The organism is Hymenobacter sedentarius (genome assembly GCF_001507645.1).
GTDB classification, from domain to species: Bacteria; Bacteroidota; Bacteroidia; order Cytophagales; family Hymenobacteraceae; genus Hymenobacter; species Hymenobacter sedentarius.
The window spans coordinates 367,318-392,215 of sequence record NZ_CP013909.1 but is presented as its reverse complement, the minus strand read 5'-3'; the positions used below and the strand labels follow the sequence as shown (position 1 = coordinate 392,215).

17 protein-coding genes, 1 tRNA gene and 3 rRNA genes are annotated in these 24,898 nt (G+C 58.6%); 13 read left to right on the top strand and 8 right to left on the bottom strand.

All coding sequences use genetic code 11. From position 1 onward, the window contains the following. Positions 1–126 precede the first annotated feature (126 nt). The 7 genes from AUC43_RS01725 (at position 127) to AUC43_RS01695 (ending at position 9,788) form a co-directional block, all read left to right on the top strand. Entirely contained in the window at positions 127–1,293 is a 1,167-nt protein-coding gene (locus AUC43_RS01725) for a serine hydrolase (RefSeq protein WP_068189033.1), read from the top strand. Between the two features lie 651 nt (positions 1,294–1,944). Continuing rightward, positions 1,945–3,460 (top strand): 16S ribosomal RNA (locus AUC43_RS01720). 95 nt (positions 3,461–3,555) lie between these two features. Next, positions 3,556–3,629 (top strand) — tRNA-Ile (locus tag AUC43_RS01715). 183 nt (positions 3,630–3,812) lie between these two features. Next, positions 3,813–6,736, top strand: a 23S ribosomal RNA gene (locus tag AUC43_RS01710). 105 nt (positions 6,737–6,841) lie between these two features. After that, positions 6,842–6,953: ribosomal RNA gene (rrf, locus tag AUC43_RS01705) — 5S ribosomal RNA — on the top strand. Together the 16S, 23S and 5S rRNA genes with 1 tRNA gene alongside form the textbook arrangement of a ribosomal RNA operon. Before the next feature lie 166 nt (positions 6,954–7,119). Next, positions 7,120–8,415 (top strand): rod shape-determining protein RodA, encoded by a 1,296-nt coding sequence (rodA, locus tag AUC43_RS01700; protein WP_068189031.1) that lies wholly within the window; start codon positions 7,120–7,122, stop codon positions 8,413–8,415. A 62-nt stretch (positions 8,416–8,477) separates the two neighbouring features. Continuing rightward, positions 8,478–9,788, top strand: a complete 1,311-nt coding sequence (locus AUC43_RS01695) for a hypothetical protein (RefSeq protein WP_157780877.1) — start codon at positions 8,478–8,480, stop codon at positions 9,786–9,788. On the opposite strand, the gene AUC43_RS01690 is transcribed toward AUC43_RS01695, so the two are convergent. Continuing rightward, the gene (locus AUC43_RS01690) at positions 9,738–10,724 is read right to left on the bottom strand and encodes a hypothetical protein (RefSeq protein WP_068189027.1); all 987 of its coding nucleotides are present in this window, start codon (positions 10,722–10,724) and stop codon (positions 9,738–9,740) included. The genes AUC43_RS01695 and AUC43_RS01690 overlap by 51 nt on opposite strands. A gap of 73 nt (positions 10,725–10,797) precedes the next feature. Further along, the gene (locus AUC43_RS01685) at positions 10,798–12,012 is read right to left on the bottom strand and encodes a hypothetical protein (protein ID WP_068189025.1); all 1,215 of its coding nucleotides are present in this window, start codon (positions 12,010–12,012) and stop codon (positions 10,798–10,800) included. Positions 12,013–12,049: 37 nt separating this feature from the next. Between AUC43_RS01685 and AUC43_RS01680 the strand changes: the two genes are divergently transcribed. The 4 genes from AUC43_RS01680 to recO all read left to right on the top strand — a co-directional run bounded on the left by AUC43_RS01680 (position 12,050) and on the right by recO (position 16,417). Continuing rightward, a complete protein-coding gene (locus tag AUC43_RS01680) occupies positions 12,050–12,370 on the top strand; it encodes a 2Fe-2S iron-sulfur cluster-binding protein (protein WP_068189023.1) in 321 nt (106 codons plus the stop codon). Between the two features lie 171 nt (positions 12,371–12,541). Further along, positions 12,542–13,168: a thymidine kinase gene (locus tag AUC43_RS01675; protein ID WP_068189021.1), complete on the top strand. Its 627-nt coding sequence runs from the start codon at positions 12,542–12,544 to the stop codon at positions 13,166–13,168. Between the two features lie 68 nt (positions 13,169–13,236). Then, positions 13,237–15,606 (top strand): type IX secretion system anionic LPS delivery protein PorZ, encoded by a 2,370-nt coding sequence (gene porZ / locus AUC43_RS01670; protein ID WP_068189018.1) that lies wholly within the window; start codon positions 13,237–13,239, stop codon positions 15,604–15,606. 88 nt (positions 15,607–15,694) lie between these two features. Beyond that, complete coding sequence (recO, locus tag AUC43_RS01665; protein WP_068189017.1) at positions 15,695–16,417, top strand: DNA repair protein RecO; 723 nt, start codon at positions 15,695–15,697, stop codon at positions 16,415–16,417. Positions 16,418–16,508: 91 nt separating this feature from the next. Here recO and AUC43_RS01660 read toward each other — a convergent pair whose 3' ends face one another. From AUC43_RS01660 to AUC43_RS01640, 5 genes are all read right to left on the bottom strand, one after another. Continuing rightward, a complete protein-coding gene (locus tag AUC43_RS01660) occupies positions 16,509–17,462 on the bottom strand; it encodes an FKBP-type peptidyl-prolyl cis-trans isomerase (RefSeq protein ID WP_082684844.1) in 954 nt (317 codons plus the stop codon). A gap of 31 nt (positions 17,463–17,493) precedes the next feature. Further along, positions 17,494–18,015, bottom strand: a complete 522-nt coding sequence (locus tag AUC43_RS01655) for an FKBP-type peptidyl-prolyl cis-trans isomerase (RefSeq protein WP_082684843.1) — start codon at positions 18,013–18,015, stop codon at positions 17,494–17,496. Between the two features lie 10 nt (positions 18,016–18,025). Next, complete coding sequence (locus tag AUC43_RS01650; RefSeq protein ID WP_068189008.1) at positions 18,026–18,622, bottom strand: FKBP-type peptidyl-prolyl cis-trans isomerase; 597 nt, start codon at positions 18,620–18,622, stop codon at positions 18,026–18,028. Between the two features lie 89 nt (positions 18,623–18,711). Next, positions 18,712–19,755 carry an FKBP-type peptidyl-prolyl cis-trans isomerase gene (locus AUC43_RS01645; RefSeq protein ID WP_082684842.1) on the bottom strand — a complete coding sequence of 348 codons (1,044 nt, stop codon included), beginning with the start codon at positions 19,753–19,755 and terminating at the stop codon, positions 18,712–18,714. Between the two features lie 38 nt (positions 19,756–19,793). Continuing rightward, positions 19,794–20,840 carry a DHH family phosphoesterase gene (locus AUC43_RS01640; protein ID WP_068189001.1) on the bottom strand — a complete coding sequence of 349 codons (1,047 nt, stop codon included), beginning with the start codon at positions 20,838–20,840 and terminating at the stop codon, positions 19,794–19,796. Between the two features lie 243 nt (positions 20,841–21,083). Between AUC43_RS01640 and AUC43_RS01635 the strand changes: the two genes are divergently transcribed. Continuing rightward, positions 21,084–23,069 (top strand): hypothetical protein, encoded by a 1,986-nt coding sequence (locus AUC43_RS01635; protein WP_068188998.1) that lies wholly within the window; start codon positions 21,084–21,086, stop codon positions 23,067–23,069. A gap of 97 nt (positions 23,070–23,166) precedes the next feature. Beyond that, on the top strand, positions 23,167–23,577 hold the full coding sequence (locus AUC43_RS01630; protein ID WP_068188995.1) for a nucleoside-diphosphate kinase: 411 nt from the start codon (positions 23,167–23,169) through the stop codon (positions 23,575–23,577). 112 nt (positions 23,578–23,689) lie between these two features. Here AUC43_RS01630 and AUC43_RS01625 read toward each other — a convergent pair whose 3' ends face one another. Further along, positions 23,690–24,805, bottom strand: a complete 1,116-nt coding sequence (locus AUC43_RS01625) for an AAA family ATPase (protein WP_068188992.1) — start codon at positions 24,803–24,805, stop codon at positions 23,690–23,692. Positions 24,806–24,898 lie beyond the last annotated feature (93 nt).

The following is a 24,898-nucleotide window of genomic DNA, read 5'->3' as shown; positions in this document are numbered from 1 at the left end:
GCATTTGGGCTGCTTATCGCCGCTTTGGCAGCTCAAGCCTCTACCACCCGTCTGATACCTCTTCTCTTCAATAAACAGAGGCAGGGTGGGGGCGCAGCTTCCACCAACTCGCCCTTACTGGATAGCTTGCTCCACGCCAATCCGCAGCTAGCTCAAGTAATAGCCCGCCCCGATACCTATGAGCTCCAAATTATCTACACCCAAATCAACCGCGACGCCCAAAACCGTCCAACCTTCACGCCCCACACCTACTACCTCAACCCCCGCCAGTACTTCAACCCCGCCAGTCTGGTAAAGCTCCCGGTGGCCGCTCTCTCCCTCGAAAAGCTAAATCAGCTCAACAAGCCCGGGGTAACGCGCCGCACCATCATGGCCACCGGCACCGCCTTTCGCTGCCAAACCCCCGTCCAGTTCGCTGCCCCCGCCGATTCCGACCAGGCCGCCACCGTCGGAAACTACATCAAGCGAATGCTCCTTGTGAGTGATAACCTCGCCTACAATCGCCTCTACGAGTTTCTGGGCCAGCGCCCCCTCAACGACCGCCTCGCCCAGATCGGTTATCCCAACGTCCGCATCACCCGCCGCTTCGCCCCCTGCGATACCACCGCCAACCGCCACACCAACCCCATCAGCTTTCACACCCGTCAAGGCGACACCTTATATAAGGAGCCAGCCAAAGTCAATCTTATTTCCTACACCAGCCCCCTCGGCCGGGTCCTCAAAGGCCGCGCCCACCAGGCCGGTGGCCGCATTATCCTCGAACCCTACGATTTTACAACTGCCAACCATCTCCCCCTGGGCGATATCACCGCGCTGCTTCAGAGCATTCTATTCCCGGCCTCCGTTCCCCCAAGCCAGCGGTTTAACCTAACCCCGACCGATTACGCCTTCCTTCGCCGTTACCTCCACGCCACCCCGCATGAGTCCGGCTTCCATCCCTACGCCGCATCGCGCTACTTCGACGCTTATAAGAAGTACCTCTACTACGGCCGCAGCCCCACGCTTCCCCGCCAATCCGGCCTGCATATCTATAATGTAGTGGGCATGTCGCACGGTTACCTCGCCGACGTCGCCTACTTCGCCGATTCCCTCCACCAGTCCGAATTCATGCTTAGCACCGTGCTGTACGTCAACCGCGACGGCATCATTAACGACGGGGCCTACGAATACGACTCCATTGGTTCGCCATTTCTAGCCCAACTCGGTCGCTCCATCCAGCAATACGAAGCCCAGCGGCCCCGCCAGTTCCGCCCCAACTTGGCCGAGTTCTTCGCATCTGAACCGATTCGCTAAAAAACCTCAAAAAAGTGTGCTGGGTAAGTCGCTGATTTAGACGCTGCCCTCCGACGGAAAGCCTCTGCTGCATGCTGTAGGGAGTGAAAACATTAGCGCCACCCTTTTTTGCCTCGAAAAAACCCACTACTTTTGCAATCCCAAATCGTCAAACGGACAGCGGGTTCTTCAAATCAGAAAGTGTCTGAAAAAATTTGACAATTACGGAACTTCACAAGCGGTTTGATTGTCTTACCACTCGTGCTGCCTGAGCAAAGTCCTAGAAAAGAAATTTTCGAAAGAGGTTGTGAAAGCCGAAAAAAGTGCCGTACCTTTGCAGCCCGCTTCGATAGGAGGCGGAAGGAGTTGAAAAGCAAAACAGGAAAAAATTAAAAAATTTCCTACTAAAGCTTGACAATTCAAAACTTCTTCTTACCTTTGCACTCCCAAATCGAAAGAAGGAAAATAAGGAAGAGAAGATGACCGGCCGCCAGGCCCCACGGTTCGCTCAATAGGAGCGGGCACACGTTCTTTGAATGCTTGGAAAAGACAAATGGTAAGACTTGCTTCGGCAAGTTGACAACCAAACGTAACATTGAATAAAAACTCGTCAAATACGAGTCGGATTCGCACTCGACATCAGCCCCGGTTCGCCGGGGTGTAGAACATTTTACAATGGAGAGTTTGATCTTGGCTCAGGATGAACGCTAGCGGCAGGCCTAATACATGCAAGTCGAACGGTCTCTAGCAATGGAGATAGTGGCGCACGGGTGCGTAACGCGTAACCAACCTACCCAGTTCTGGGGGATAGCCCGCCGAAAGGCGGATTAATACCGCATAAGACCATAGAGTGGCATCGCTCAGTGGTTAAAGATTTATTGGAATTGGATGGGGTTGCGTGCCATTAGCTAGTTGGGGGGGTAACGGCCCACCAAGGCGACGATGGCTAGGGGAGCTGAGAGGCTGGTCCCCCACACGGGCACTGAGATACGGGCCCGACTCCTACGGGAGGCAGCAGTAGGGAATATTGGGCAATGGGCGAGAGCCTGACCCAGCCATGCCGCGTGCAGGATGAAGGCTTTCTGAGTCGTAAACTGCTTTTGCCAGGGAAGAAAAAGGGGGATGCGTCCTCCACTGACGGTACCTGGTGAATAAGCACCGGCTAACTCCGTGCCAGCAGCCGCGGTAATACGGAGGGTGCAAGCGTTGTCCGGATTTATTGGGTTTAAAGGGTGCGTAGGCGGCCGATTAAGTCTGGGGTGAAAGCCCACTGCTCAACAGTGGAACTGCCCTGGAAACTGGTCGGCTTGAGTACAGACGAGGGCGGCGGAATGGAGGGTGTAGCGGTGAAATGCATAGATACCCTCCAGAACCCCGATTGCGAAGGCAGCTGCCTAGACTGTAACTGACGCTGAGGCACGAAAGCGTGGGGAGCGAACAGGATTAGATACCCTGGTAGTCCACGCCGTAAACGATGGATACTCGCTGCCGGCGATACAAGGTCGGTGGCTTAGCGAAAGCGTTAAGTATCCCACCTGGGGAGTACGCCCGCAAGGGTGAAACTCAAAAGAATTGACGGGGGCCCGCACAAGTGGTGGAGCATGTGGTTTAATTCGATGATACGCGAGGAACCTTACCTAGGCTAGAATGCGCGTGACCGCCTCAGAGATGAGGCTTTCCTTCGGGACACAAAGCAAGGTGCTGCATGGCCGTCGTCAGCTCGTGCCGTGAGGTGTTGGGTTAAGTCCCGCAACGAGCGCAACCCCTATGTTTAGTTGCCAGCGGATCATGCCGGGGACTCTAGACAGACTGCCTGCGCAAGCAGTGAGGAAGGCGGGGACGACGTCAGGTCATCATGGCCCTTACGCCTAGGGCTACACACGTGCTACAATGGACGGTACAGCGGGTTGCCAACCAGCGATGGTGCGCCAATCCCGAAAAGCCGTTCTCAGTTCGGATCGGAGTCTGCAACTCGACTCCGTGAAGCTGGAATCACTAGTAATCGCGTATCAGCAATGACGCGGTGAATACGTTCCCGGGCCTTGTACACACCGCCCGTCAAGCCATGGAAGTTTGGTAGACCTGAAGCCGGTGCTCGTCACAGAAGCCGGTTAGGGTAGAACAGGTAACTAGGGCTAAGTCGTAACAAGGTAGCCGTACCGGAAGGTGCGGCTGGATCACCTCCTTTCTGGAGCAGTTCGACTCGTGAGTTTTTATTGTAGTGTTACGGTTGTCACACCGTTTGTCTTTTCCTTCATTCAAATAATCTTTGAATCCGAATACGGGCTTGTAGCTCAGGTGGTTAGAGCGCTACACTGATAATGTAGAGGTCCGTGGTTCGAGTCCACGCAGGCCCACTTGGTTCGCCCAGGTGGTCTGAAAGGTTCGGGATTCAGCAATACCGGTTTGCTTCATTAGGAAGCAAACCTCGACATCACTAGATACCAGAGTGATACACGTTCTTTGACGTAAGGGGTAACAAAAACGAAGCGTAGCGCGCTTGCCTGCAGCAATGCAGGAATTACAAGTGTGATTACGAAAGCGAAGTAAGCAAGAGCACACGGGGGATGCCTAGGGTCTGAGAGGCGACGAAGGACGCGATAAGCTGCGATAAGGCGTGGGGAGGGGCACATACCCTGTGATCCGCGCATTTCCGAATGGGGCAACCCCTTGGTTGGAAGAACCAAGAGCCGACGGGCTTGACCCGCGGCGGCAAACGCCGAGAACTGAAACATCTAAGTACCGGCAGGAAAAGAAAATAACAATGATTCCCCAAGTAGTGGCGAGCGAACGGGGAGGAGCCCAAACCGGGTTGGTTACGGCCAGTCCGGGGTTGTAGGGTCGCGACATGTGATTGAATCGAGGTAGCCGAAGTGCTTGGGAAAGCACATCAGAGAGGGTGAAAGTCCCGTAGGCGACACTTCTGATTCACGCTAGCGATACCCTGAGTAGGGCGGGGCCGGAGAAACCCCGTCTGAAGCGAGCGGCACCATCCGCTAAGGCTACATACTCCTCAGACACCGATAGTGAACTAGTACCGTGAGGGAAAGGTGAAAAGAACCGGGAATACCGGAGTGAAAAGAACCTGAAACCGTGTGCTTACAAGCAGTTAGAGGGAGTTCGTCTCCTGATAGCGTGCCTTTTGCATAATGAGCCTACGAGTTACTCCTCCCCGGCAAGGTTAATTGACTTGAGTCAAGGAGCCGCAGCGAAAGCGAGTCTGAACAGGGCGCGGAGTCGGGGGGGGTAGACGCGAAACTTGGTGAGCTACCCATGAGCAGGTTGAAGGTGCGGTAACACGCACTGGAGGACCGAACGAGTTTCCGTTGAAAAGGATTTCGATGACTTGTGGGTAGGGGTGAAAGGCCAATCAAACTGAGAAATAGCTCGTACTCCCCGAAATGTATTGAGGTACAGCGTCGTGGTGAGGTCGTTGGAGGTAGAGCTACCAATAGGACTAGGGGGTGTCAGAGCCTACCGAATCCTGATGAACTCCGAATGCCAGCGGCTATACACGGCAGTGAGGCCTGGGGTGCTAAGGTCCCCGGCCGAGAGGGAAAGAACCCAGACCATCTGCTAAGGTCCCTAAATCCAGATTAAGTTGAACAAAGGAGGTCCAGTTGCTTTGACAGCCAGGAGGTTGGCTTGGAAGCAGCCATTCCTTTAAAGAGTGCGTAACAGCTCACTGGTCGAGCGACCGGGCATCGATAATACGCGGGCATCAAATCTGGTACCGAAGCAATGGATGTAACCTGCAAGACGGTTACGTGGTAGGGGAGCATTCTCCTTGCGGTGAAGGTGCGTCGTCAGGCGTGCTGGAGCGTGGAGAAAAGCATATGTAGGCATGAGTAACGATAATGGGGGTGCGAAACCCCCACGCCGATAGACTAAGGTTTCCAATTCAACGCTAATCGGAATTGGGTTAGTCGGGACCTAAGGGGCAGCCGAAAGGTGAACTCGATGGACAGCAGGTTAATATTCCTGTACTGATGATGACAAGTGATGCAGTGACGCAGAAGTGAAAGCACCGCGGGCGGACGGAAGTGCCCGTTGAAGGCCGTAGGTATTGGGAGGGTAGTTAAGTACGCCCACCTAGCCGAACGCTGATAGTACCGCACGTCCTTCGGGACACGCGGATAGTGTGCCTAATCCGACTGCCAAGAAAACCTGCTAAGCGTTTTAATGTCATTATCACCCGTACCGCAAACCGACACAGGTAGTCAAGGAGAGTATCCTGAGGCGCTCGAGTGAATCACGGCCAAGGAACTCGGCAAAATGGACCTGTAACTTCGGGAGAAGGGTCGCTTCCTCTTGGGCAACCAAGAGAAGCCGCAGTGAAAAGGCCCAGGCGACTGTTTAACAAAAACACATGGCTTTGCTAACGCGCAAGCGGACGTATAAGGCCTGACACCTGCCCGGTGCCGGAAGGTTAAGAGGGGAACTTAGTGCCGCAAGGTGCGAAGGTTTGAATCGAAGCCCCGGTAAACGGCGGCCGTAACTATAACGGTCCTAAGGTAGCGAAATTCCTTGTCGGGTAAGTTCCGACCTGCACGAATGGTGTAACGATCTGGGCGCTGTCTCAGCCGTGAGCTCGGTGAAATTGTAGTCTCGGTGAAGATGCCGAGTACCCGCCACGGGACGGAAAGACCCCGTGCACCTTTACTATAGGTTGCCATTGGTGTTGGGTTCGGCATGTGTAGCATAGGCGGGAGGCGCTGAGCCGGGGACGCTAGTTCTCGGGGAGCCACCGTTGAAATACCGCCCTTGCCGTGCCTGATGCCTAACTCTGGATTCCAGAGAACAGTGGCTGCTGGGTAGTTTGACTGGGGTGGTCGCCTCCAAAAGAGTATCGGAGGCTTTCAAAGGTCCGCTCAGTACGCTTGGTAACCGTACGCAGAGCGCAATAGCAGAAGCGGGCTTGACTGTGAGGCCGACTAGCCGAGCAGGGTCGAAAGACGGATATAGTGATCCGGTGGTTCCGCATGGAAGGGCCATCGCTCAAAGGATAAAAGGTACGCCGGGGATAACAGGCTGATCTCCCCCAAGAGCTCATATCGACGGGGAGGTTTGGCACCTCGATGTCGGCTCGTCACGTCCTGGGGCTGGAGAAGGTCCCAAGGGTTCGGCTGTTCGCCGATTAAAGTGGCACGCGAGCTGGGTTCAGAACGTCGTGAGACAGTTCGGTCCCTATCTGTGGTGGGCGTTGGAAATTTGACAGGACCTGTCCTTAGTACGAGAGGACCGGGATGGACCAGCCGCTGGTGCGCCGGTTGTACCGCCAGGTGCAGCGCCGGGTAGCTACGCTGGGACGAGATAAGCGCTGAAAGCATCTAAGTGCGAAACTCACCTGGAGATGAGATTTCCCAATTGAAGGCCCGTCGGAGATGACGACGTGGATAGGCGGCAGGTGAACAAGCAGAAATGCAATAGCTGAGCCGTACTAAGTGGCCGAGGGCTTCGCTACTTCAAGCAATTGAATTCATTCGTCGAGCGCGCAACACACGCTTCGTTTTTGTCCCCTTATGTCAACGTTATTGAGTCCTGCACGAACACGCAGTGACCCGCCAGCAATGGTGGCTTTAGCCCGGGTGTTCACCTCTTCCCATTCCGAACAGAGCCGTTAAGCCCCGGTGCGCCTATGGTACTGCCTTCACCGGTGGGAGAGTCGGTCGCCGCCAACCTTATTGTCCAACAACGCCCCCCGCCGCTTTTACCAGCCGAGCGGGGGGCGTTTTGCATTTTGTGCCCGCTCGCCTAAGCCGATAAAGCAGGCTAACGCATACTAGGCTAGCAACACAGGCTATAAGTGTGTAAATTTGTGTAGGTATTATTTAGCCGTAATTATTTGTGCAAGTTTCACCCGCACGTTATAGTCGGAGTATTGATTGGCTAACAGTGCTACTATATGTAGTGCTGGTTGGCATAGGATGGATTTGCATTTATGCATCTAGTTATTCGCCTGATGCACCAGCTAACCCATTGAGCAACCTGAGCTTCGATAAGCTTATGGCTTTTAATTGGTTTAAGCAGTTATTATGGATTGCTACCGCTATTGTGCTAGTGGTCGTGCTGTTGGTGATAGACTATAAAGCCTATGATACATTGGCATATGCCATGTATGCGGGCATGATAGTACTGCTTCTGTTAACAATGTTTGTTGCCAGGCCTATTGCGGGTTCTCGCTCATGGTTGGAGCTTGGACCGGTGCGGTTACAGCCTGCCGAATTTGCTAAATTCACGACTGCACTAGCGGCATCTCGCTTTATGGCCAGTATTAACCTGCGGTATCAGAACTGGCGTGACCAGCTTGTATTGGCCGGTATCACCCTATTGCCTCCACTACTCATTGTGGCATCAAATGAATCGGGGCAGGCGTTGGTATTCGGCGCATTGTTGCTGGCGTATTTCCGCGAAGGGATGTCGCCTCTGATACTGCTGCTGCTAGCTGCTGGGGGAGTTATTTTGCTATTGGCCTTATTGGTGCCAAAAGTTTGGTTGATTGCGGCATTTACAGTGATGCTCTTAGCGGTGCTCGGGGTGAACCGGCGGATATTGCGTCATCATTTACCCCTTGCAATCGGTGTATGGCTGGCGGTAGCGGGAATGGTGGTAGGCGTAGATTTCTTTTATAAGAAGGTGTTGCAACCGCACCAACGGCAACGGATTGAAATACTGATAAACCCTTCGGCAGACCCATTAGGGAAGGGGTGGAATGTGACACAAAGCAAGATTGCAATTGGGTCTGGTGGCTTTATTGGCAAGGGGTTCCTACAAGGGACTCAAACAAAATTTGATTTTGTGCCGGAGCAGAGTACGGACTTTATTTTCTGTACCGTAGGGGAGGAGTTTGGGTGGATGGGAAGCTTCGTGGTCATTGCGCTATATCTGACCCTACTCTGGCGGATTATTTATGTAGCAGAGCGCCAAAAATCAGTCTTTGGAAGAACCTATGGCTATTGCGTGGCATGTGTGCTGTTCTTCCACATAACGGTGAATATGGGCATGACCATTGGGCTGGCACCAGTTGTGGGTATCCCGCTGCCATTTTTCAGTTACGGGGGATCTTCGTTATGGTCGTTTACGATTTTGCTTTTTAGTCTGCTGGCGTTGGACGCATACCGTAAGCAAGACCTATTGCGTTGATGGGACGGGGGCATGTGCCAAGCTGGGTGTGGTCAATATTAGTTGGGGCCCACATCCTGGCGTTGGGTTGGGTGTTGCATAAGGGCACTTGGGACTTTCCCGACTCGGGCAGATACTTACAGGCCGCCGAGAACTTTCGGGTTTATGGGAAGCTTTATGCCAAGCCGTGGCTGGGCCTGCCACCACGCGGACAAGCCGTTCAGGAGTTCACGATTCGGCCATTGGGCTATCCGCTGGCAGTGCTGGGTCTTAGAGGAGGAATGACTCGTCCAGCGTTATTGCTGGGGTTACAAAACTTATTGAGTTTGCTCAATATTGGGTTAGTACTGTCATTATGGGCTAGAAGGGCGCGGCCCAAAGCTAGGCAGTGGGCAAGAGCCTTGGTTGTTGTGCTGTCGTTTCCAGCTCAACTTATTTATGCGAATGCTGTGATGAGCGAAATGCTGCTGCAAACGGCAGTAGTGGTAATGATTGCAACAGGACTGGGATTTATTCGAACTCAGCGGAAGCAGTATTTTGCGGGGGTAGCTGGCGCCACAATTGTGGCATTGCTGCTAAAACCGGTTTTCTATCCCTTAGCGTGTGTAATAGCTGGTCTGGGAATGTGGCTGGCTTCGCGGGGAAGGCGGCTAGACTTTGTGTTTATAGGGCTGATTCCATTGGTGGTGGTGGTGCTTTACATGGGCTGGAATAAGGAGCGGACGGGGTATTTTCACTTCTCAAGCATTGCCGAAATCAACTTGCTGCATTACAACGCTGCTGGGGTAGTGAGGCAAGCCGAGGGGCCGGCGGCGGAAGAGAAATGGGTAGCCAGCGTTTTGCAGGAGGCTAATAAACAACCCGATTTCGCGACACGGCAACATGTAATTCGCACGCGTGCCGGGGCGGCGCTGTGGGCCCACCCTGCAGTGTATGCAAGGCAGCACTTGCAGGGAATGGCGGCGTTGTTTTTAGACCCCGGCAGATTCGATATTACTCAATTTCTGCGGCTGGAGCCATCTAATGGCTCAGGTTTGCTGGCTCAGGCCCAAACCGGCGGCTTGTTGCAAGCCTTGTGCCATATGCCGTCGGCGATGCTAAGTTTACTGGGCTGGGTGCTGCTGGCAAACGTGGTACGTTTGGTGCTGGCTGCGCGCGGCTTTTTGCGGCTGAAGCACAGCGAACCAGGGCTGCGCTACGGGCGCTGGATAGCGTTAGGGCTTCTGCTGTATGTAGCATTACTGACCGGCCCATTGGGCGCGGCGCGCTTTTTAGTGCCCGTGTGGCCGCTGCTATTGGGGCTGGCGCTGATGGGGCTGCAAAAGGGGGCAGGGCTGGATGAGTCAGGTGCGGACGAGGCGACGCCAGTGAGTGAAGACCAGCGCCAAAGCTGAGCAAAACACAGGCGCAGCGAGGTAGCCCATCCGACCCAAATCGCCGGAAAGCAGCATATGAATGGCTACAACTGCAAGCAAACCAATTTCAGCCCAGCCCAAAGAGGCGTAGAATATTGGTTCTGAATGGGCTCTGCTACTTTTCCTCAAGTAGAAGGCAATGGGAATAACCAAGGTATAAAGGCCGAAAACGCTGAGCAGTTCGCCTATTCCCTTGGCGGAAGCGGCCCGATGCATCGAATAAACGATGTTCTCCAGGTGCTGGAAGGCATTGGTAACAGATGCGGTGGTATTAGTGTCAAGATGGTTGTCTACGAAAAGATGGACGGCGACTAAGGCTGATACGCCGCCGGCCAGCGCCAGTATCTGCTTGGGCCAAGCCAAGGTTTTGCGACCAAACCAACACAACCAAGGCAGCAACAGGAAGAAGGATTCTTTCGCTAGCGGCCCAAGTACAAGGGCAATTGCCAAGGCCCAGGCGCCACGGGGTCCACGCCGGATGGCATAATAGCCCAAGCCAAAAACCAGCAGATAGAGGCTATCAGTAAGGGGCAGCCCGGCGGCGTATTCTGCCCAGCGGCTGGTGAGTGCGGCCAGCATGGCCAGGGCCGCGGCGGGCGGAGAGGCACCGGCTAGGCGGGCCCCATTGAACCAACACGCTCCGGCAGCAGCCAGCAGCAGGCAATTGACAAGGTAAAAGGCAAAGCGCAGGGGCCACAAGCCAGCTGGGCGCTGGGGCCATATTCGCCCGTATATTTTAGAAACAGGGGCAGCTACTACCGCAGCGGCGGCAGGGACCAGCACCCGGTAGCGGTGCGTAACCTTTACGCTATCGAAACGCCCTGCGGCCATGCGCAGGTAGCTGCGCGTATCCAGCGAATGCGAGAAATCGAAGTGCACGTACATCGGGTAAGCCAAATTGGCCAGGGCGGCCATTGCTAGCAACCATGGCAGGAGCCAGTGGCGGAGCCGAGGTCCGAGCAGGGGCGACTTCGACGCCGACGAGGTGCTAAGCAAACTTGCGCTCGATGAGCTTCAGAAGTTTGTTGACGTGCTCCTCTTTGCGGCTCCAATCGTAGCGCTGCGACAAGTCACCGGTAACATAGGCGCGGGCTTGATCGGCCGTAGGCAACGAATCGAGGTGCTGAATAGCGGCGTGATATTCCATGTTTTCCCCGTTGAACAGCTCATTGATAAAGCTGAAGCGCTGGTTGATGGAAATGGCTTCGCGCAGGGACTCGACTTTGGGGCCGGGGCGTTCGGCAAGTTGAGCTGACGTGGCGGTTGCGCGCAAGGTTTCGGCCAGGGGGGCAGCCGCGGGCTGTCCGGCTTTCAGCTTTTCGTGAAGAGGTACGCTGGCCGTTTCGGTATGCGGCAGGGGCCGGGCCGGCGTTGCTGGCGTGGGTACCGCCCGCGCGGCAACCGGCTCTGGAACTGCTGGGGTAGCTGGAGCAGGAACAACAGGCTGCGAAGGGGCTACCACGGCAGGGGAAGCTACAAACGTGGGCACGGCCACCGGAGTGGGTTCGGGAGCTTTAGCAGGGGCTGCTTCCGGTGCGGGCGCTGCTGGAGCCGAAATAGCTGATACCGGGCCATCCTCAAGCAAATCGGCAGTGGTGAGGGGCAGCAGGGCGCTCAACTCGGTTACCAGGCGCTGCATGGTCTGGAGGCCCTTGTAGTTGGCGGCATGGTACAGCTCGAAGCGGTGGGACAGAAAATCGCCGCTGAGCTCACTGCTGGCCGGCAGGCTGTCGACAAAGCCCTGGTAAAAAGGTTTGTCGATGTCGATATAGCGCAGGTTGTCGCGCAGGCCTGATAGGGTAAAAGACTCTGCTTTGCCTAGTAGCAGGTGCTGGAAGCTATGCACCGGGTCGGCCACAATGCCCAGCGTATCGGCAACGGCTTGAGCCAGCAAGGGCTCGAAAGCCGTCCGGCCCAGGCTGATGTGCCGCGACAGCACATTCATAAACTGCGTGAGCGCCGCTTGCACGGGCGCCGCCTCAAAATCAAAATAAGGGCTGCGCAGGCGGGCGGTTTCGGCTTGCCACTGGCCCAATAACTGGCGTACTACTAGTAAGTTGACCTGGCGGACCGGCGTGAATTTGAGCACCGCGGGCCCATCGAGCGTGGCGGTGGGCTGAGCGCCGAAGTGCTGTTCGCAGAGACGAGCGGCCAACCGGCGACCGTATTGCGCGCACTTGGCGAGGCTATATTTGTCGTTCATAAAAAGGCCGTGTTTCGGTGGCCGAAGTTAGGCACAAATGGCCCTGTTAACGATTGAAAACTTGCCGGGCGCGGCCATGGAGGTGCCCGCCGGCGCTACGCTGCTGGCCGCGCTGCAAGCCGCTGGCCACGACTGGATGCACGCCTGCGGGGCCAAAGGCCGCTGCACCACTTGCCGCCTGCAGGTGCGACAGGGCATGGAAAACCTGAGCCCGCCCTCCGATGCCGAGCTACGCTACCGGGCTGCTGGGCGGCTGCTGTCCAACGAGCGGCTAACCTGCCAAACCCGCTTGCTGGCGGGCGAGGTAGTGGGCCGAGTGCCCGACGCTACGCAGCTGCCCCACGTGCAGTACGGCTGAACCCCAACGCTGGCGCGTCAAAATTATTGACTACGCCAGCCCAATAGTGGAATCGCAGGCGGTCAAGACGTTTGCCTGAGCAGCGGGTAGGCCCGGACTGCAGCCATGCTTTATGCTCTGCAGTTCGTTCCTAACTTTAGGTTTCTAAACCTCCCCAAGCCCGCCTGTACTTTGTTTATTGAACCCCGCGTTGGCAATCGCCACAACGCCCCGCGCCGGGGCTGGATAGAAGTGGTCTGCGGCTCCATGTTTTCGGGCAAAACCGAAGAACTAATTCGCCGCCTTACCCGCGCCCGCATTGCGCGGCAGCAGGTCGAGATTTTCAAACCCGCCGTCGACACCCGCTACGACGTCGACGACGTGGTGAGCCACAACGCGGCCCGTATCCGCTCTACCCCGGTGGCCATTGCCTCGGAAATCCTGCTGCTGGCGGCCGGCTCAGATGTGGTGGGCATCGACGAAGGACAGTTTTTTGACGACTCGCTGGTGGACGTGTGCCAGCAACTGGCCAACAACGGCACCCGGGTCATCGTGGCCGGGCTGGACATGGACTACCTCGGCCGCCCGTTTGGGCCCATGCCGGCGCTGCTGGCCACGGCCGAATACGTGACCAAGGTGCACGCCGTGTGCGTGTGCTGCGGCGAAATTGCTTCTTACTCGTATCGCAACGCGGCCAGCGAAAACCAGGTCCTGCTCGGCGAAACGGACTCGTACGAGGCCCGCTGCCGGCCATGCTTTTTGGAAGGCATGCAGGCCAAAGCCCCGGCTCCGGAGGCGCGCTCGGCCGCCGCGCACTAAAGGGCGGAGCCCTGCGTTGGCAAAGGCAGCCTGGCTGCTTCTACTTAAACCGTGTTTTTGCTGAGCGTATGCTGCACATTTTCCGTTGTTGGCTGGGGCTGGTTGGGCTGCTTTTCTTGGCCCAAACCGTGGGGGCGCAGAGCACAGCTGGCTACGGCGACTGGCAGCTTCACCTGCCTACCAACCGCCCCCTGCGCCTCGAAGACGCCGGCGACCGGGTGTATGTGGCGACGGAGAACGCCTTTTATTTCCTGGATAAAAAGCTTAACACCACTCAGGTGCTTTCGCGGCGGGATGGCCTGAACGACGTGGGCGTGGCCGCCCTGGCCTACGATTCGGTAACCCAGCAAACGGTGCTGGCTTACCGCAACAGCAACCTCGACATTCTGCGGCCCAACGGCAGCGTGCGCAACCTGAACGATGTGCTACGCAAGTCGATTCAGGGCACCAAGGAAATCAACCAGGTTTCGATTGGGGCTGGCAAGGCTTACGTATCGACCAGCTTTGGCCTGGTGGTGGTGGATTTGACTAAGCTCGAAATCAGCGACACTTACAGCAACATTGGCCCCGGCGGCACCGTCGTGGCCGTGTACGACGCCGCGGTGGCCAACGGCGCGCTTTATGCGGCAACCTCGGCCGGCTTGTTGCGGGGCCAGCTCACCAGCAACCTGCTTGACTACCGCAACTGGACCCGGTACCAGCCGGTGCCGCTGAGCGCCAATCCGGCGCAGCACGTCTATCCCTTCCTGGCCGCTTATGGCGGGGAAGTATATGCCGCCGTAGAGGGCGCAGGGGCGGCGGTGTACAAGTTTATTCCGGGCACGCCCGGCGCGTGGCGCGCCGTGCCCAATACCTACACTCCCCAGTTCCGAAAGCTACGCGCCAGCAGCATTGGGGTGCTGGTGATCGACGATATTTCCGGGGTGCGCCGCATCGAGCGCACGGGCGTGGTGACTGTCGTGGTGCCGCCTACGCCCGGTACGTACACGCAGGATGCCGTGCGCTCCCGCGACGGCAGCTATTACGTGGCCAATTACCAGAACGGCTTGCAGCGAGTGCGCCCCGGTTCCGGCCAGGTGCCGGAGCGCTTCGTGCCCAACGGTCCCGAAACGGGACTGGCCTTCAGCATTCTGGCCGATGCTCACACCAACAAGGTGGACGTGTTCACCGGGGGCTACTCCGAGCGGTATTTGCCCAACGGCTTTCGACTGGGCTTTTACGAATTTGCCAACGGGCAGTGGACCAATTTTACGCCCGCGGCTTTCCCGGCCACCAATTTTCCGGACTTGCAGAGCCCCTCCCGTGGCACCCGCACGCCCGATGGCACCTTGTATGTGGCGGCCTACGGCGGTGGGCTGCTGGAGTGGAAAGGGCCTGGGCAGTTTCGTCAGTTTGGCGAGGGCACCCCGGCCGGCAGCCCCCTTTTGGGCACCTTTGGCAACAAGAACCGGGTGGAGGTGACCGATGTGGCCGCCGACGCCACCGGCAAGGTGTGGGTGGTAAATCGGCACCTGCGCCCCAATACCTCGGGCCTGTTTATCCTGGACCCGGTCACCACCACTTGGCGGACCATTCCGTGGGTGTCTGGGTTTGAAGCGCTGGAGCGCATTGTGCTGGACGACAATGGCTTTGCATGGGTATCGGTGTCGCGCAAAACCGACCCTACCGGAGCCGCCCTGGGCATCTTTGCGGTCGACCCCGCCACGGCTAAACCCAACCAGCCGCGGTTTTTTACCACCGCATCCGGCCTGCCCGACAACCAAATCTATGAGCTGGCCAAAGACCGGCGGGGGTACATCTGGGCCGCTACCATCAAAGGCGTAGCGGTTTTTAACGACCCCAGCGGGCCGTTTGGGTCCAGCCTGGGGTTTACCCTGCCGTTGGTGACGCGGGGCGAGGGAGCGAACTTTCCCGCGCTGTTTAGCGAGGCCGTGCGGACCATGGCCGTGGACGGCGGCGACCGCAAGTGGTTCGGTACCGACCACGGCCTGTGGCTGTTCAGCCCCGATGCCGACGAAGCCCTGCTGCACTTCACCACCGCCAACAGCCCGCTGCCATCCGACCGCATCATTGACGTGAAGGTGAACGACAAGACCGGCGAAGTCTGGGTGGCCACCGACGGCGGCGTGGTAACCTACCGCGGCGCGGCCACCGTTACGGAAGGCAGCCCGAAGTGCACGGCCGTGTTCCCCAACCCGGTGCGGCCCGAGTTTACCGGCACGGTGGGCATTACCGGCCTGGCCAATAATGCAGTGGTGAAGATTACCGATGTGGCCGGGCACCTCGTGTACGCCACCAAGGCCAACGGCGGCACCGTAACCTGGAACATGACCAACCCCGACGGCCAACGCGTCCGTTCGGGCACGTACCTCGTACTATCGACGGATGCCGATGGCAAAAACGGCTGCGTGAGCAAAGTAGCGGTGCTCAGCAAATAAAATCAAAATGAGGAATGAATAGTGAGAGTGAACGAGGCGCATAGCCCAATTCTTCATCACTTAGTATTCGTTCTCGTTCCCTTTTAAGATGTTAATCAAAACCCGGGGCATCGTCCTCAGCTACCTGAAATACCGCGAAACGAGCATCATTGCCCGTGTCTACACCGAGCGGCTGGGCGTGCAGAACTACATCGTGAACGGCGTGCGCAAGGCCAAGCCGCCAGGCCGCATTGCCTTGTTTCAGCCCTTTACGCTGCTGGAACTGGTGGCCTACGTGGCACGGGGCAGCAGCGGCCTCACCCGCCTGTCCGAGTTCCGGTGTTCGGAGCCTTTCGTTAGCCTGCCCTATGAGGTGCAGAAAAGCAGCGTGGTGCTGTTTCTTTCCGAAGTGGTGGGGCGGGCCGTGCGCGAAGAAGAGCAAAACGAACCCCTCTTCCAATTTCTGTACAACTCCATTCTGGCGTTTGACCAGCAGACCACGGGCAGCGAAAACTTTGCCCTGGTCTTTCTGCTGCGCCTGGCCACCTACCTGGGCTTTGGGGTAAGCTCGGGGGGCGAACTCACCGACCAGGTAATCATGGCCGGCCACGCGGCTACTTCCAAGGGCGCTACCGGCCCGGCCACGCTGCGCCTGCGCGAGTTTGAGGGTTACTTCGACGAGCTATTGCAGGACCCGGCCACCAGCACCATTCCCAACGGCCGCGTGCGCCACGAATTGCTGAATGTGCTCATTCGCTACTACCAGCTGCACGTGGAGCAGCTAGGCGAGATTCGCTCGCTGGATATTCTCTCACAAGTGCTGGCAGAGTAAGGCACTTTCAGCCCAAGTAAAAGCCCCGGCGGCGGTCCTTCCAAAGAGGGCACGCACTGGGGCTTTTACTTGGGCTGAATTTTATAACGCCCTACTTGAAATCAACCAGCTCAACTTCGAAGCGAAGCACGGCGTTGGCCGGGATGTCGGCGCCCGCGCCGCGGGGGCCGTAGGCCAGGGGAGAAGGGATGAGCAGCACGGCTTTGCTGCCCTTGGTGAGCATGGCAATGCCCTGGTCCCAGCCCGGAATAACCTGGCCCGTGCCGAGCGCAAACGCAATGGGCTCATTGCCGTGCTTGGCAGAGGAATCAAACTCTTTGCCCGTGGCCAAGACGGTGCCGCGGTAGAGCACACGCACGGTTTGGCCTTTCTTGGGCGGTAGGCCCTTGCCGGGCCGGGTTATGATGTAGTAGGTGCCGCCAACCGTTTTCTTGGCCACCAGCTTGTTCTTCTTCAGGTAGGCTTGGATTTTGGCGGCGTCTTTGGCCGATTGAGCTACGGCAGCGGCTTTGGCTTGCTTGGCGTACTCGGCCTGCAGCTTCTCCTGGCGCGCCGACATTTCGGCCATGGTGAGCAGCTCGCGGGCGCTGGCAAACACGAGCATGGTGTTGCCGCCCTTGCGAATAAACGGGGGCACGGGCTGGCGGAAGGTCTTGGCAAATATGGTATCGGCCGGGAAGCGGAACACGGCGCTGTCGCCGGGCAGGAGCAGCCCCAGCGCCTCTTCGAGGCTACCGACCTCGGGCTTGTCGGGCAGGGCTACGGGCTGCGGCGTGGGCTGCATCTGGCGCGACTTCATCAGCAGGGAGTCGCGGCCGGTGCGGAATTCCAGGAAGACCGTGAGCACCTGCCCAACGCGGCTGGCATACGGTGCATCGGTAGCAGCCAGCGGGTGGGGCAGGTAACGGCCCGTCGCGTCCTTCCGAAACAGCCGGTACTCGGTGCCCGTGGGCAAGCGGGAAAACTCCGCGCCCGGCGTTTGCGCGCTGGCAGGTTGCAAAAAAGCGAACAGCGCACAAACAGCGCTCAGGAGGAAGTATCGCATAGAAGAAAGTTGGTCAGTATCCAGGAGGGAGTTAACGCACGCTCAGTACCTGCAGCTCAAACACGAGTTCGGTATTGGGTGGAATCAAGTAACGGCTTTCATCATCGGGGTCGCGCACGCCGGTGGTGCCGTAGGCCAGCGCCGCCGGTATCCAGGCCCGCACCCGCGAGCCCGCTGGCAGCAGGGGCAGCAGTTCGTCCCAGCCCAGGATAACCTCGCCCCGGCCCACCCGAAACCGAAGCGGCCCGCCCGAGGCGGCCGTCGCATCGAAAATATGGCCATCGGGTAGGAAGCCGGTGTAACGCACGGCCACGCGGCTGCCGGCCTTGGCCTGCGGCCCGGTGCCGCGCTCCCGAAACACAAAGCGCACCCCGCTCCGCGTGTGCTGCGGAACGAGGTGCGCTGTATCGGAGCCGGTGGCTGGGGCGCTTGGGGTGGAGGGCACCACGGGCTTTGGGGCAGTCTGGGCGCTTGCAGCTGTAGCGACGAGCCACAGCCCAAGTGCCAACGCCACGCTACTTAGGTGGCGTTTCAGGCCAGCAAACCAACTCACGGCGAAGGCATTAAAAAACGTCGAGCACTTCCACGTCGAACATCAAGGCCGCGTCGGCCGGAATGCCCGTTTGGCCGGAAGGGCCGTACGCCAGGCGCGAGGGAATGAGCAACAGCTTGCGGTCGCCTTTGCGCATGAGCAGCAGCCCTTCGCTGAAACCGGCAATAGCGCCGCTGCCCGCTGTGAAGACGGCGCAGCCGCAGGCGGTGTGGTTCTCCGACGAGTTGTCGAAAATAGCACCTTGCGGGTAGCGGCTGTCGCCGGGCGAAGCCGGGTAGCCCGAAGACTCGGGGTGCGCGCCGTTGCTCAGAATGCGGCCAACGTACTTCACGCTTACCTGCTTGCCGGCCGTAATGGGCGTGCCCTGGCCCGCTGTGAGCGTAACCACGTACAGGCCCGAGTTGGTCCGCACTGCATTCGTCATCAGCTTATTGCGCGTCAGGTAATGCTGAATCGTATCCTCGTCGATGGCTTTTAGTTGGTCTTCGTGCTCACGCAACGTTTTCTGGTAGGCAGTTTCGGTGTTGCAGCTCCACAGGGCCGGGGCCGCCAGGAGCAGGCTCGCCGCTAGCACCAGCAAGCGTGAACGGAGCAGAAGGTATTTCATGGCGAAGGGGATAAAAGGATTCCGACCAACGGAGGCGCTGGCAGCTGTGCCGTGCCGCCCGTTGGCCGGAATTCAGAAACAATAAAAGACTATTGGACGTCGACTAGCTCCACCTCGAAGCGCAGGGGCGCGTCGGCGGGGATGTCCGTACCTGCGCCGCGCGTGCCGTAGGCCAGCGAGGAGGGGATGAGCAGGATGGCCTTGCTGCCTTTGTTGAGTAGCGCAATGCCTTGGTCCCAACCAGGAATCACGGCGCCTTGGCCGATTGGGAAGTCAATTGGCTTGCCGGTTTTCTCCGACGAGTCAAACAGCTTGCCGCTGAGCAGCGTGCCGTTGTAGTTCACGCTCACCGTCTGGCCGGGCTTGGGCGTGGGGCCGGTGCCGGGCTTCAGGACCTGGTAGTAGATGCCCGAGGGCGTCTTCTTCATGTTCAGGTTGTTTTTCTTGATGTAGTCCTGCAGCACGGCGTCGTCCTTCTTGAGCTGGGCTACCACGGCCGGAGCGGCCAGGGCTTTGGCTTGGGCATCTGCCTGTTCTTTCATCTGCTTGGCATACTCGGGCGAGGCCATGCGCTGCTTCATCTGGGCGGCCATGGCGCGCTTCTGCAGCTCGGGCTGCATGGCCTGGGCTTCTTCCTGCGTGATGAGCTTGGGCGTGGTGGCCACGTACATCATCACCACGTTGCCGCCGTTCTTCAGGAACTTGGGCACGGGCTGGCCCGACTTGGGCTTGATGAGCGAATCAACCTGAAAGCGGAACACGCCGCTGTCGCCGGGCTGCAGCATCGACAGGGCTTCGTCGGGAGCACCTTTCTGCTTGAGCTCGAGCAGGGGCAGCGGCACGGGCAGGCCCACGTCGCGGCGGGTGTTCTGCAGCACCGAGTCCTTGCCGGTGCGGTACTGCATGTTGCCCAGCAGGAACTTGCCCACCCGGTCTTTGTAGGTCGGGTCGCCGTCGGGGCTCACATCGCGCCGCTCGTAATCGTTGCCGACTTTCTTGAAAATCTTGTACTCGATGCCGGATTTGGTTTTGGCAAAGTCACCGCCGCCTTTGTTACAGGCCGTGAGGGAAGCGAAGCCCAGCAGGCTGGCCCCCAGGGCCAACTGCCGCGCAGAGCGGGAGGAAAAACGCATGAAAAAGAAAGAAGTGAGGAATCAGAAACGTTTCAAAGTTACGCCACCGGCGGCGCTACGGCGGCAGGTACGCCCGTTAGCTGCTCCTTATACTCGGGAAGGATGCTCAGGAAGCGCTCCACCGTTGCATCGAGGGGCAAATAACTGATGCCGCCGGCCGCATTGTGGTGCCCCCCGCCTTCGAAATGCCGGCGCGAAAAGTCGCTCACGGAAAAGTTGCCCACCGAGCGGAAGGAAATCTTCACGGCCACGCCGCGGTCGATGAACACGGCCGCGAACTTGATGCCTTCGATGCTCAACGCGTAGTTGACCAGGCCTTCGGTGTCGCCGGTTTTGCTCTGGTACTGGCGCAGTTCGTCCTGCGTGATGGCGATGTAGGCCGTGTTGTACTCGCGGTTCACCACCAGTTTGTCCTTCAGCACAAAGCCCAGGAAGCGGAGGCGGATTTCGGAATGCGAGTCGTAGATGAGGCGGTGCACCTTCGAGAGGTCGATGTTGACCTTCAGGAGCTCGGCAATGATGAGGTGCACGTTGCGCGAGGTGCTGGGGTGGCGAAACGAGCCTGTGTCGGTCATGATGCCCGCGTACAGGGCCTCGCCGATGCCTTTAGTGATGAGGTCCTGGTCGCCCAGGTCGCGGATGATTTCAAAAATCAGCTCGGCCGTAGCGGCGGCGCTGGGCACCGAAAAAACGATGTCGGCAAAGTCCTCGGGCTCCTGGTGGTGGTCGATGAGCACCTTGGTGCCGCTGGCCTGCCGGATGTACTCGCCCAACTCATTGATGCGGCCCAGGCAGCTGAAATCGAGACAGCAGATAACCTCGGCGCGGGCGATGAGGTCGCGCACCTGCCGGTCGTTCTGCCGCTTGTCGTACACCACCACTTCGTCGTTGCCCTCCATCCAGTTGAGGAACGCGGGGTAGTCGGAAGGGGTAACCACCGTGACGTGGTGGCCTTTTTGTTTGAGATAGCCGGCCCAGGCAAGTGACGAGCCCAGCGCGTCGGCGTCGGGTTTGTGATGGGTGGTGATAACAACCTGCTTGGGCTGCGCAAGCAACGCCTGCAGGGCGGATATGGAAGTGGACATCGACAACGTGAATGGCCCAAAAAGGAACTGAGGGCCGGTGGCTTACGAATAAATCGGGCGGCAAAAGTCGGAAGAAATCTTTTCTTAACAGCCAGCCCCCCTTGGAAGGTTCTCCCAAATCTGAATAAAGGTTGAGCTAAAAAGGCCGTTGAAACAGCGGTTTTTTCGCCAATATTGCCTTCTCGTCCAGGGCAAATAATGAGCATTTTTTCCTTTTTAAGCAGGCGGGCGGCGGGCCGCGGAATGGCTCCGCTAACCCTGCTGGTGCTATTGCTGGCCCTGAGCGTCTGGTTTTATCACGACTCCATCGGCCTCTATCCGTCGTTCAATCATGCCTGGTCGCAGGCCGACTGGCTGGCCATCGCCGTAAAATTTTGCGAACGGGGCTATAATTTTTTTCTTCCGGCCACTTTCAATCTCCTCACCGACGACGGCGTGACCGGCGCTGGCTTCCCGCTGCCCGCCTACCTGGCCGCCCTGCTCATGGGCCTCACCGGCCAGGAGGCCCCCGGCCTGATGCGGGGCGTGACATTGGCCGCTGGCTTAGGGGGGCTGCGGGCCCTTTTTGCGCTGGTGCGGCGCGCCAGCGGCTCGGCCCTCAAGGGAGGGATAGTCGCGCTGTTTGCTTTTTTCAGCCCCATTTATGTGTTTTATCAGGCCAATTTCCTGCCTTCGGTGCCAGCTGCGGCGGCGGCGCTGGCAGGGTATTATTGGTTTTATCTGGCTCTGGAGGCTGATAACCAATCACGAGAAGCGCGTTGGCACTTGGTAGTGGCTGTGGCGTGGCTGACGTTGGCCGCGGCCATGCGTACACCTTTCGCCTTGCCGCTCCTGTGCACGCTCGGCCACGTGGTGCTTCTGCAGTCCCAGCGCCCGGCGCTGGTGGGCCGGGGAGCGTTGCTGGTTATTTATGGAACCGCCTTTTCGCTGCTGATAGCCGAATTTCAGTATAACGAACACCTGAACCAGGCCTACCATGGTGCCCTGTTTCTGGCGCGGCCGCGCTCCTTCACCTCGTGGGCCCAGGCGGTGGAAGTGACCCAAACGGTCCGCGAGTACTGGCTGTGGAGCTTGCTCAGCAAGCCGCAGTGGCTCTTGCTGCTCTTGGCCGGCGGGGCGCTAGTGGGGCAACAGGGGCGCCGGCTGTTTCGCAATGAATGGGTTGGGCACTGGCTGGCGCTCTCGGCCGGTGGTCTGGTTTACTACGTGCTGATGGGGCAGCAATTTGCCATCCACGACTACTACCTGCTCGACACGTTCTTCCTGCCGCTAGTGCTGGCTTTTGCGGGTAGCGTAGCCAGCATACGCCTGACCCAGCGGCGGCCAGCCCAACTCGCGATTATGGCGGGTACGCTGTTGCTGAGCGGCACGGCGGCGTGGAAAGCCCGGGCCGAGCAGTTGCGCCGCATTACGCCCCTTGCCACCGACAAGAGCGTGCTCACCCGCGACAATTTTGCCTCGAGTGCCCGGTGGCTCGATTCGTTGGGCGTGCCGCATACGGCCACGATTTTGGTGCTTGATGCCTACTCCTACAACCTGCCCTTGCTGCTGGCCCACCGCCGGGGCTGGACCATGCTCCAGAACCGAAAGTCAGCCCAGGATTTATCGGCAGCAAACGTTCGGGCCGCACTGTCGCTGCCGGCCGACTACGTGATTACGCAAAACGCGACTTACGCCCAGGAAGTCGTGAACCGCTACCCGGGCATCGCCGCCTACCTGCAACCCATCGCCAACAACGGCCGACTGAGTTTGTGGCGCATCCGAAAAGTGCCGCTGGTGGCTCACTGGCAGCTGCGCACCGATATGGAAACCCCACTCGATACCATAATGTGGCTCAATACGGCAAGTATTTCGGCGGGTCCTGCCGCATCGGGGCGGCGGGCTGCCCGCCTTGCTGGCGGTAGGGCCACGGGGCTGGCTTTTCACCAGACGGTAGCTCAACTCGGTTTGCGCGCTGGTCAGCAACTGCTTTTTTCGGCGCGGTACCAGGCTGGCAGCGAGGCCGGAGCTGTGCTGGTGGTCAGTTTGGCGTTGGAGGCTGGGGCACCGCCTTACTGGCAGCAAACGGTGGTGTGCCGGGCCACCCGACCCGGCGAGTGGGAGCCGCTGGGTGCTGCGTTTACCCTGCCTGCGCCACACGCGGCCATCGATGTGCTAACGGTGGGCATTAGGGAGTCCGGGGCTGGTGAAATCTCCCTCGACGATTGGGAAATGAGCATTTTGCCCTGAGCTACGGCGCAGCTAAGAACCACCGGGTTGGGTGCCCGCCGGGGATGTGGTAGTTTTGCAGCTTCAACTTTTCATTTTTACCTGATTTCCCCTGCCCATGGCCACCAACCGCACATTCACGATGATTAAGCCCGACGCTGTACAGGAAAACCACATTGGTGGCATCCTGAACATGATGGAAGAAGGCGGCTTCCGCATCGTGGAGCTTCAGAAACTCACCCTCACGGCCGAGCGCGCCGGCCAGTTCTACGCGGTGCACGCCGAGCGTCCTTTCTACAACGACCTGGTTCGTTACATGTCGAGCGGCCCCATCGTAGCGGCTGTGCTGGAGAAGGACAATGCCGTGGCCGATTTCCGCACCCTCATCGGCGCTACCAACCCCGCCCAGGCCGCCGAAGGCACCATCCGGAAGAAGTACGCCAAGAGCATCGAAGCCAACGCCGTGCACGGCTCAGACTCCGACGAGAACGCGCAGATTGAAGCCGACTTCTTCTTCGGCGCGAAGTAGTCCAGCGTCCGTTAAATCAACAAAAAGCCCGCCCTGCGCTATGCAGGGCGGGCTTTTTGTTTGTGCCAAAAGCTGACTGTTTTTGTACCAATTTTGTATTGTTGAGCTTACTTTATCGGCTGAAACCGATGCGGCCGGGTGTTTTGAATTCGCTGATGAAATCGGTTTTTTCGCGGTTGTAAAGCTCAGCCAAAGACGTGGGCTCTAGGATGGGCTCGGTCAGGCCGAGCTCCGTGGCCAGGGCCTGGGCTTTTTCCAGGGCCAGCGGCTCAAAGCGGTAGGAGGCGATGAGTCGGCCTTTGCGCAGCAGAGCTTTGTCGATGCGGGCCAGGTCGGCGTTGAAAGTACAGATAATCTGGATGTGGAAGCCGTCGGACAGCAGGCCGTCGGAGAGGTTGAGCAGGTTGCTCACGGCGTTGCCGCCGTGGCCGTCGCGCTTGGCCAGCAGCTCCTCGGCGTCTTCAATCAGCAGAATGGAGTTGGTGTTGTCGTGCAGCAGGTTGATGAATTCCGGGTCGGCAATGCGGGTGGCCAGGTTGGGCGGAATGAACAGCTTGGGCTTGTCGGTGAGGCCGCACAGGTGCCGGATGTAGCTCGTTTTGCCGGTGCCGGGCGGGCCGTGCAGGATAATGATGCCTTTCTCGTCGGGCTGCTGCAGGCGCTTGAGAATGGCTTCGTGGGCGGGCAGCAGGTCGTCGTTGTAGTGGGTGGTGAGGTCCAGCGCCGGGATTTTGATGGGCAGCGGCGAAAACTCCAGCTCCCCGAAGGCCAGGCGCAGTACCTGAATGCGGTCGTGTTCCAGCTTCCCGGTGTCGAGCTGGGCCGCCAGGAGTTTCTGCACCAGCGCCAACTGGGCGGGGTCGGTCTGCGGGGAAAAGAACAGCTGGCCGGCGCGGTCGCCGTAGGTGCCGCGCTCGTAGAACCACAGCAGCAGGTGCGGCGCCAGGCTCAGGGCGTAGTGGCTGATGTCGGGCGCCTTGTCTTTTTTGTCCAGGTACACCGCGTGCGCGACGGTGGCCTGCTCCAGGTCATAAGTCTTGGCCAGCTCCGCCAGAATGGTTTGCCGGGCTTCGGCACTGGCCAGCTGGTAAATCTCACGGCGCGGCAACACCCCGAATGCCGAGTAAAACCAGGAGACGGGCTGGAAATATGCGTCTCTTTCGAAGGATTGCGAGAGGTCGGGAGTGGCCACCACAGGCAATGCTTTCTTCATGCCGTTGACTTTCATTCCTAAAAATACATTTTACTGCCCGGAAACCAACCAGTCTCCGAGCAAAAATTCAGCTCAACGCGGCCCATGCGGTGCGCAGTAGGATGGGGC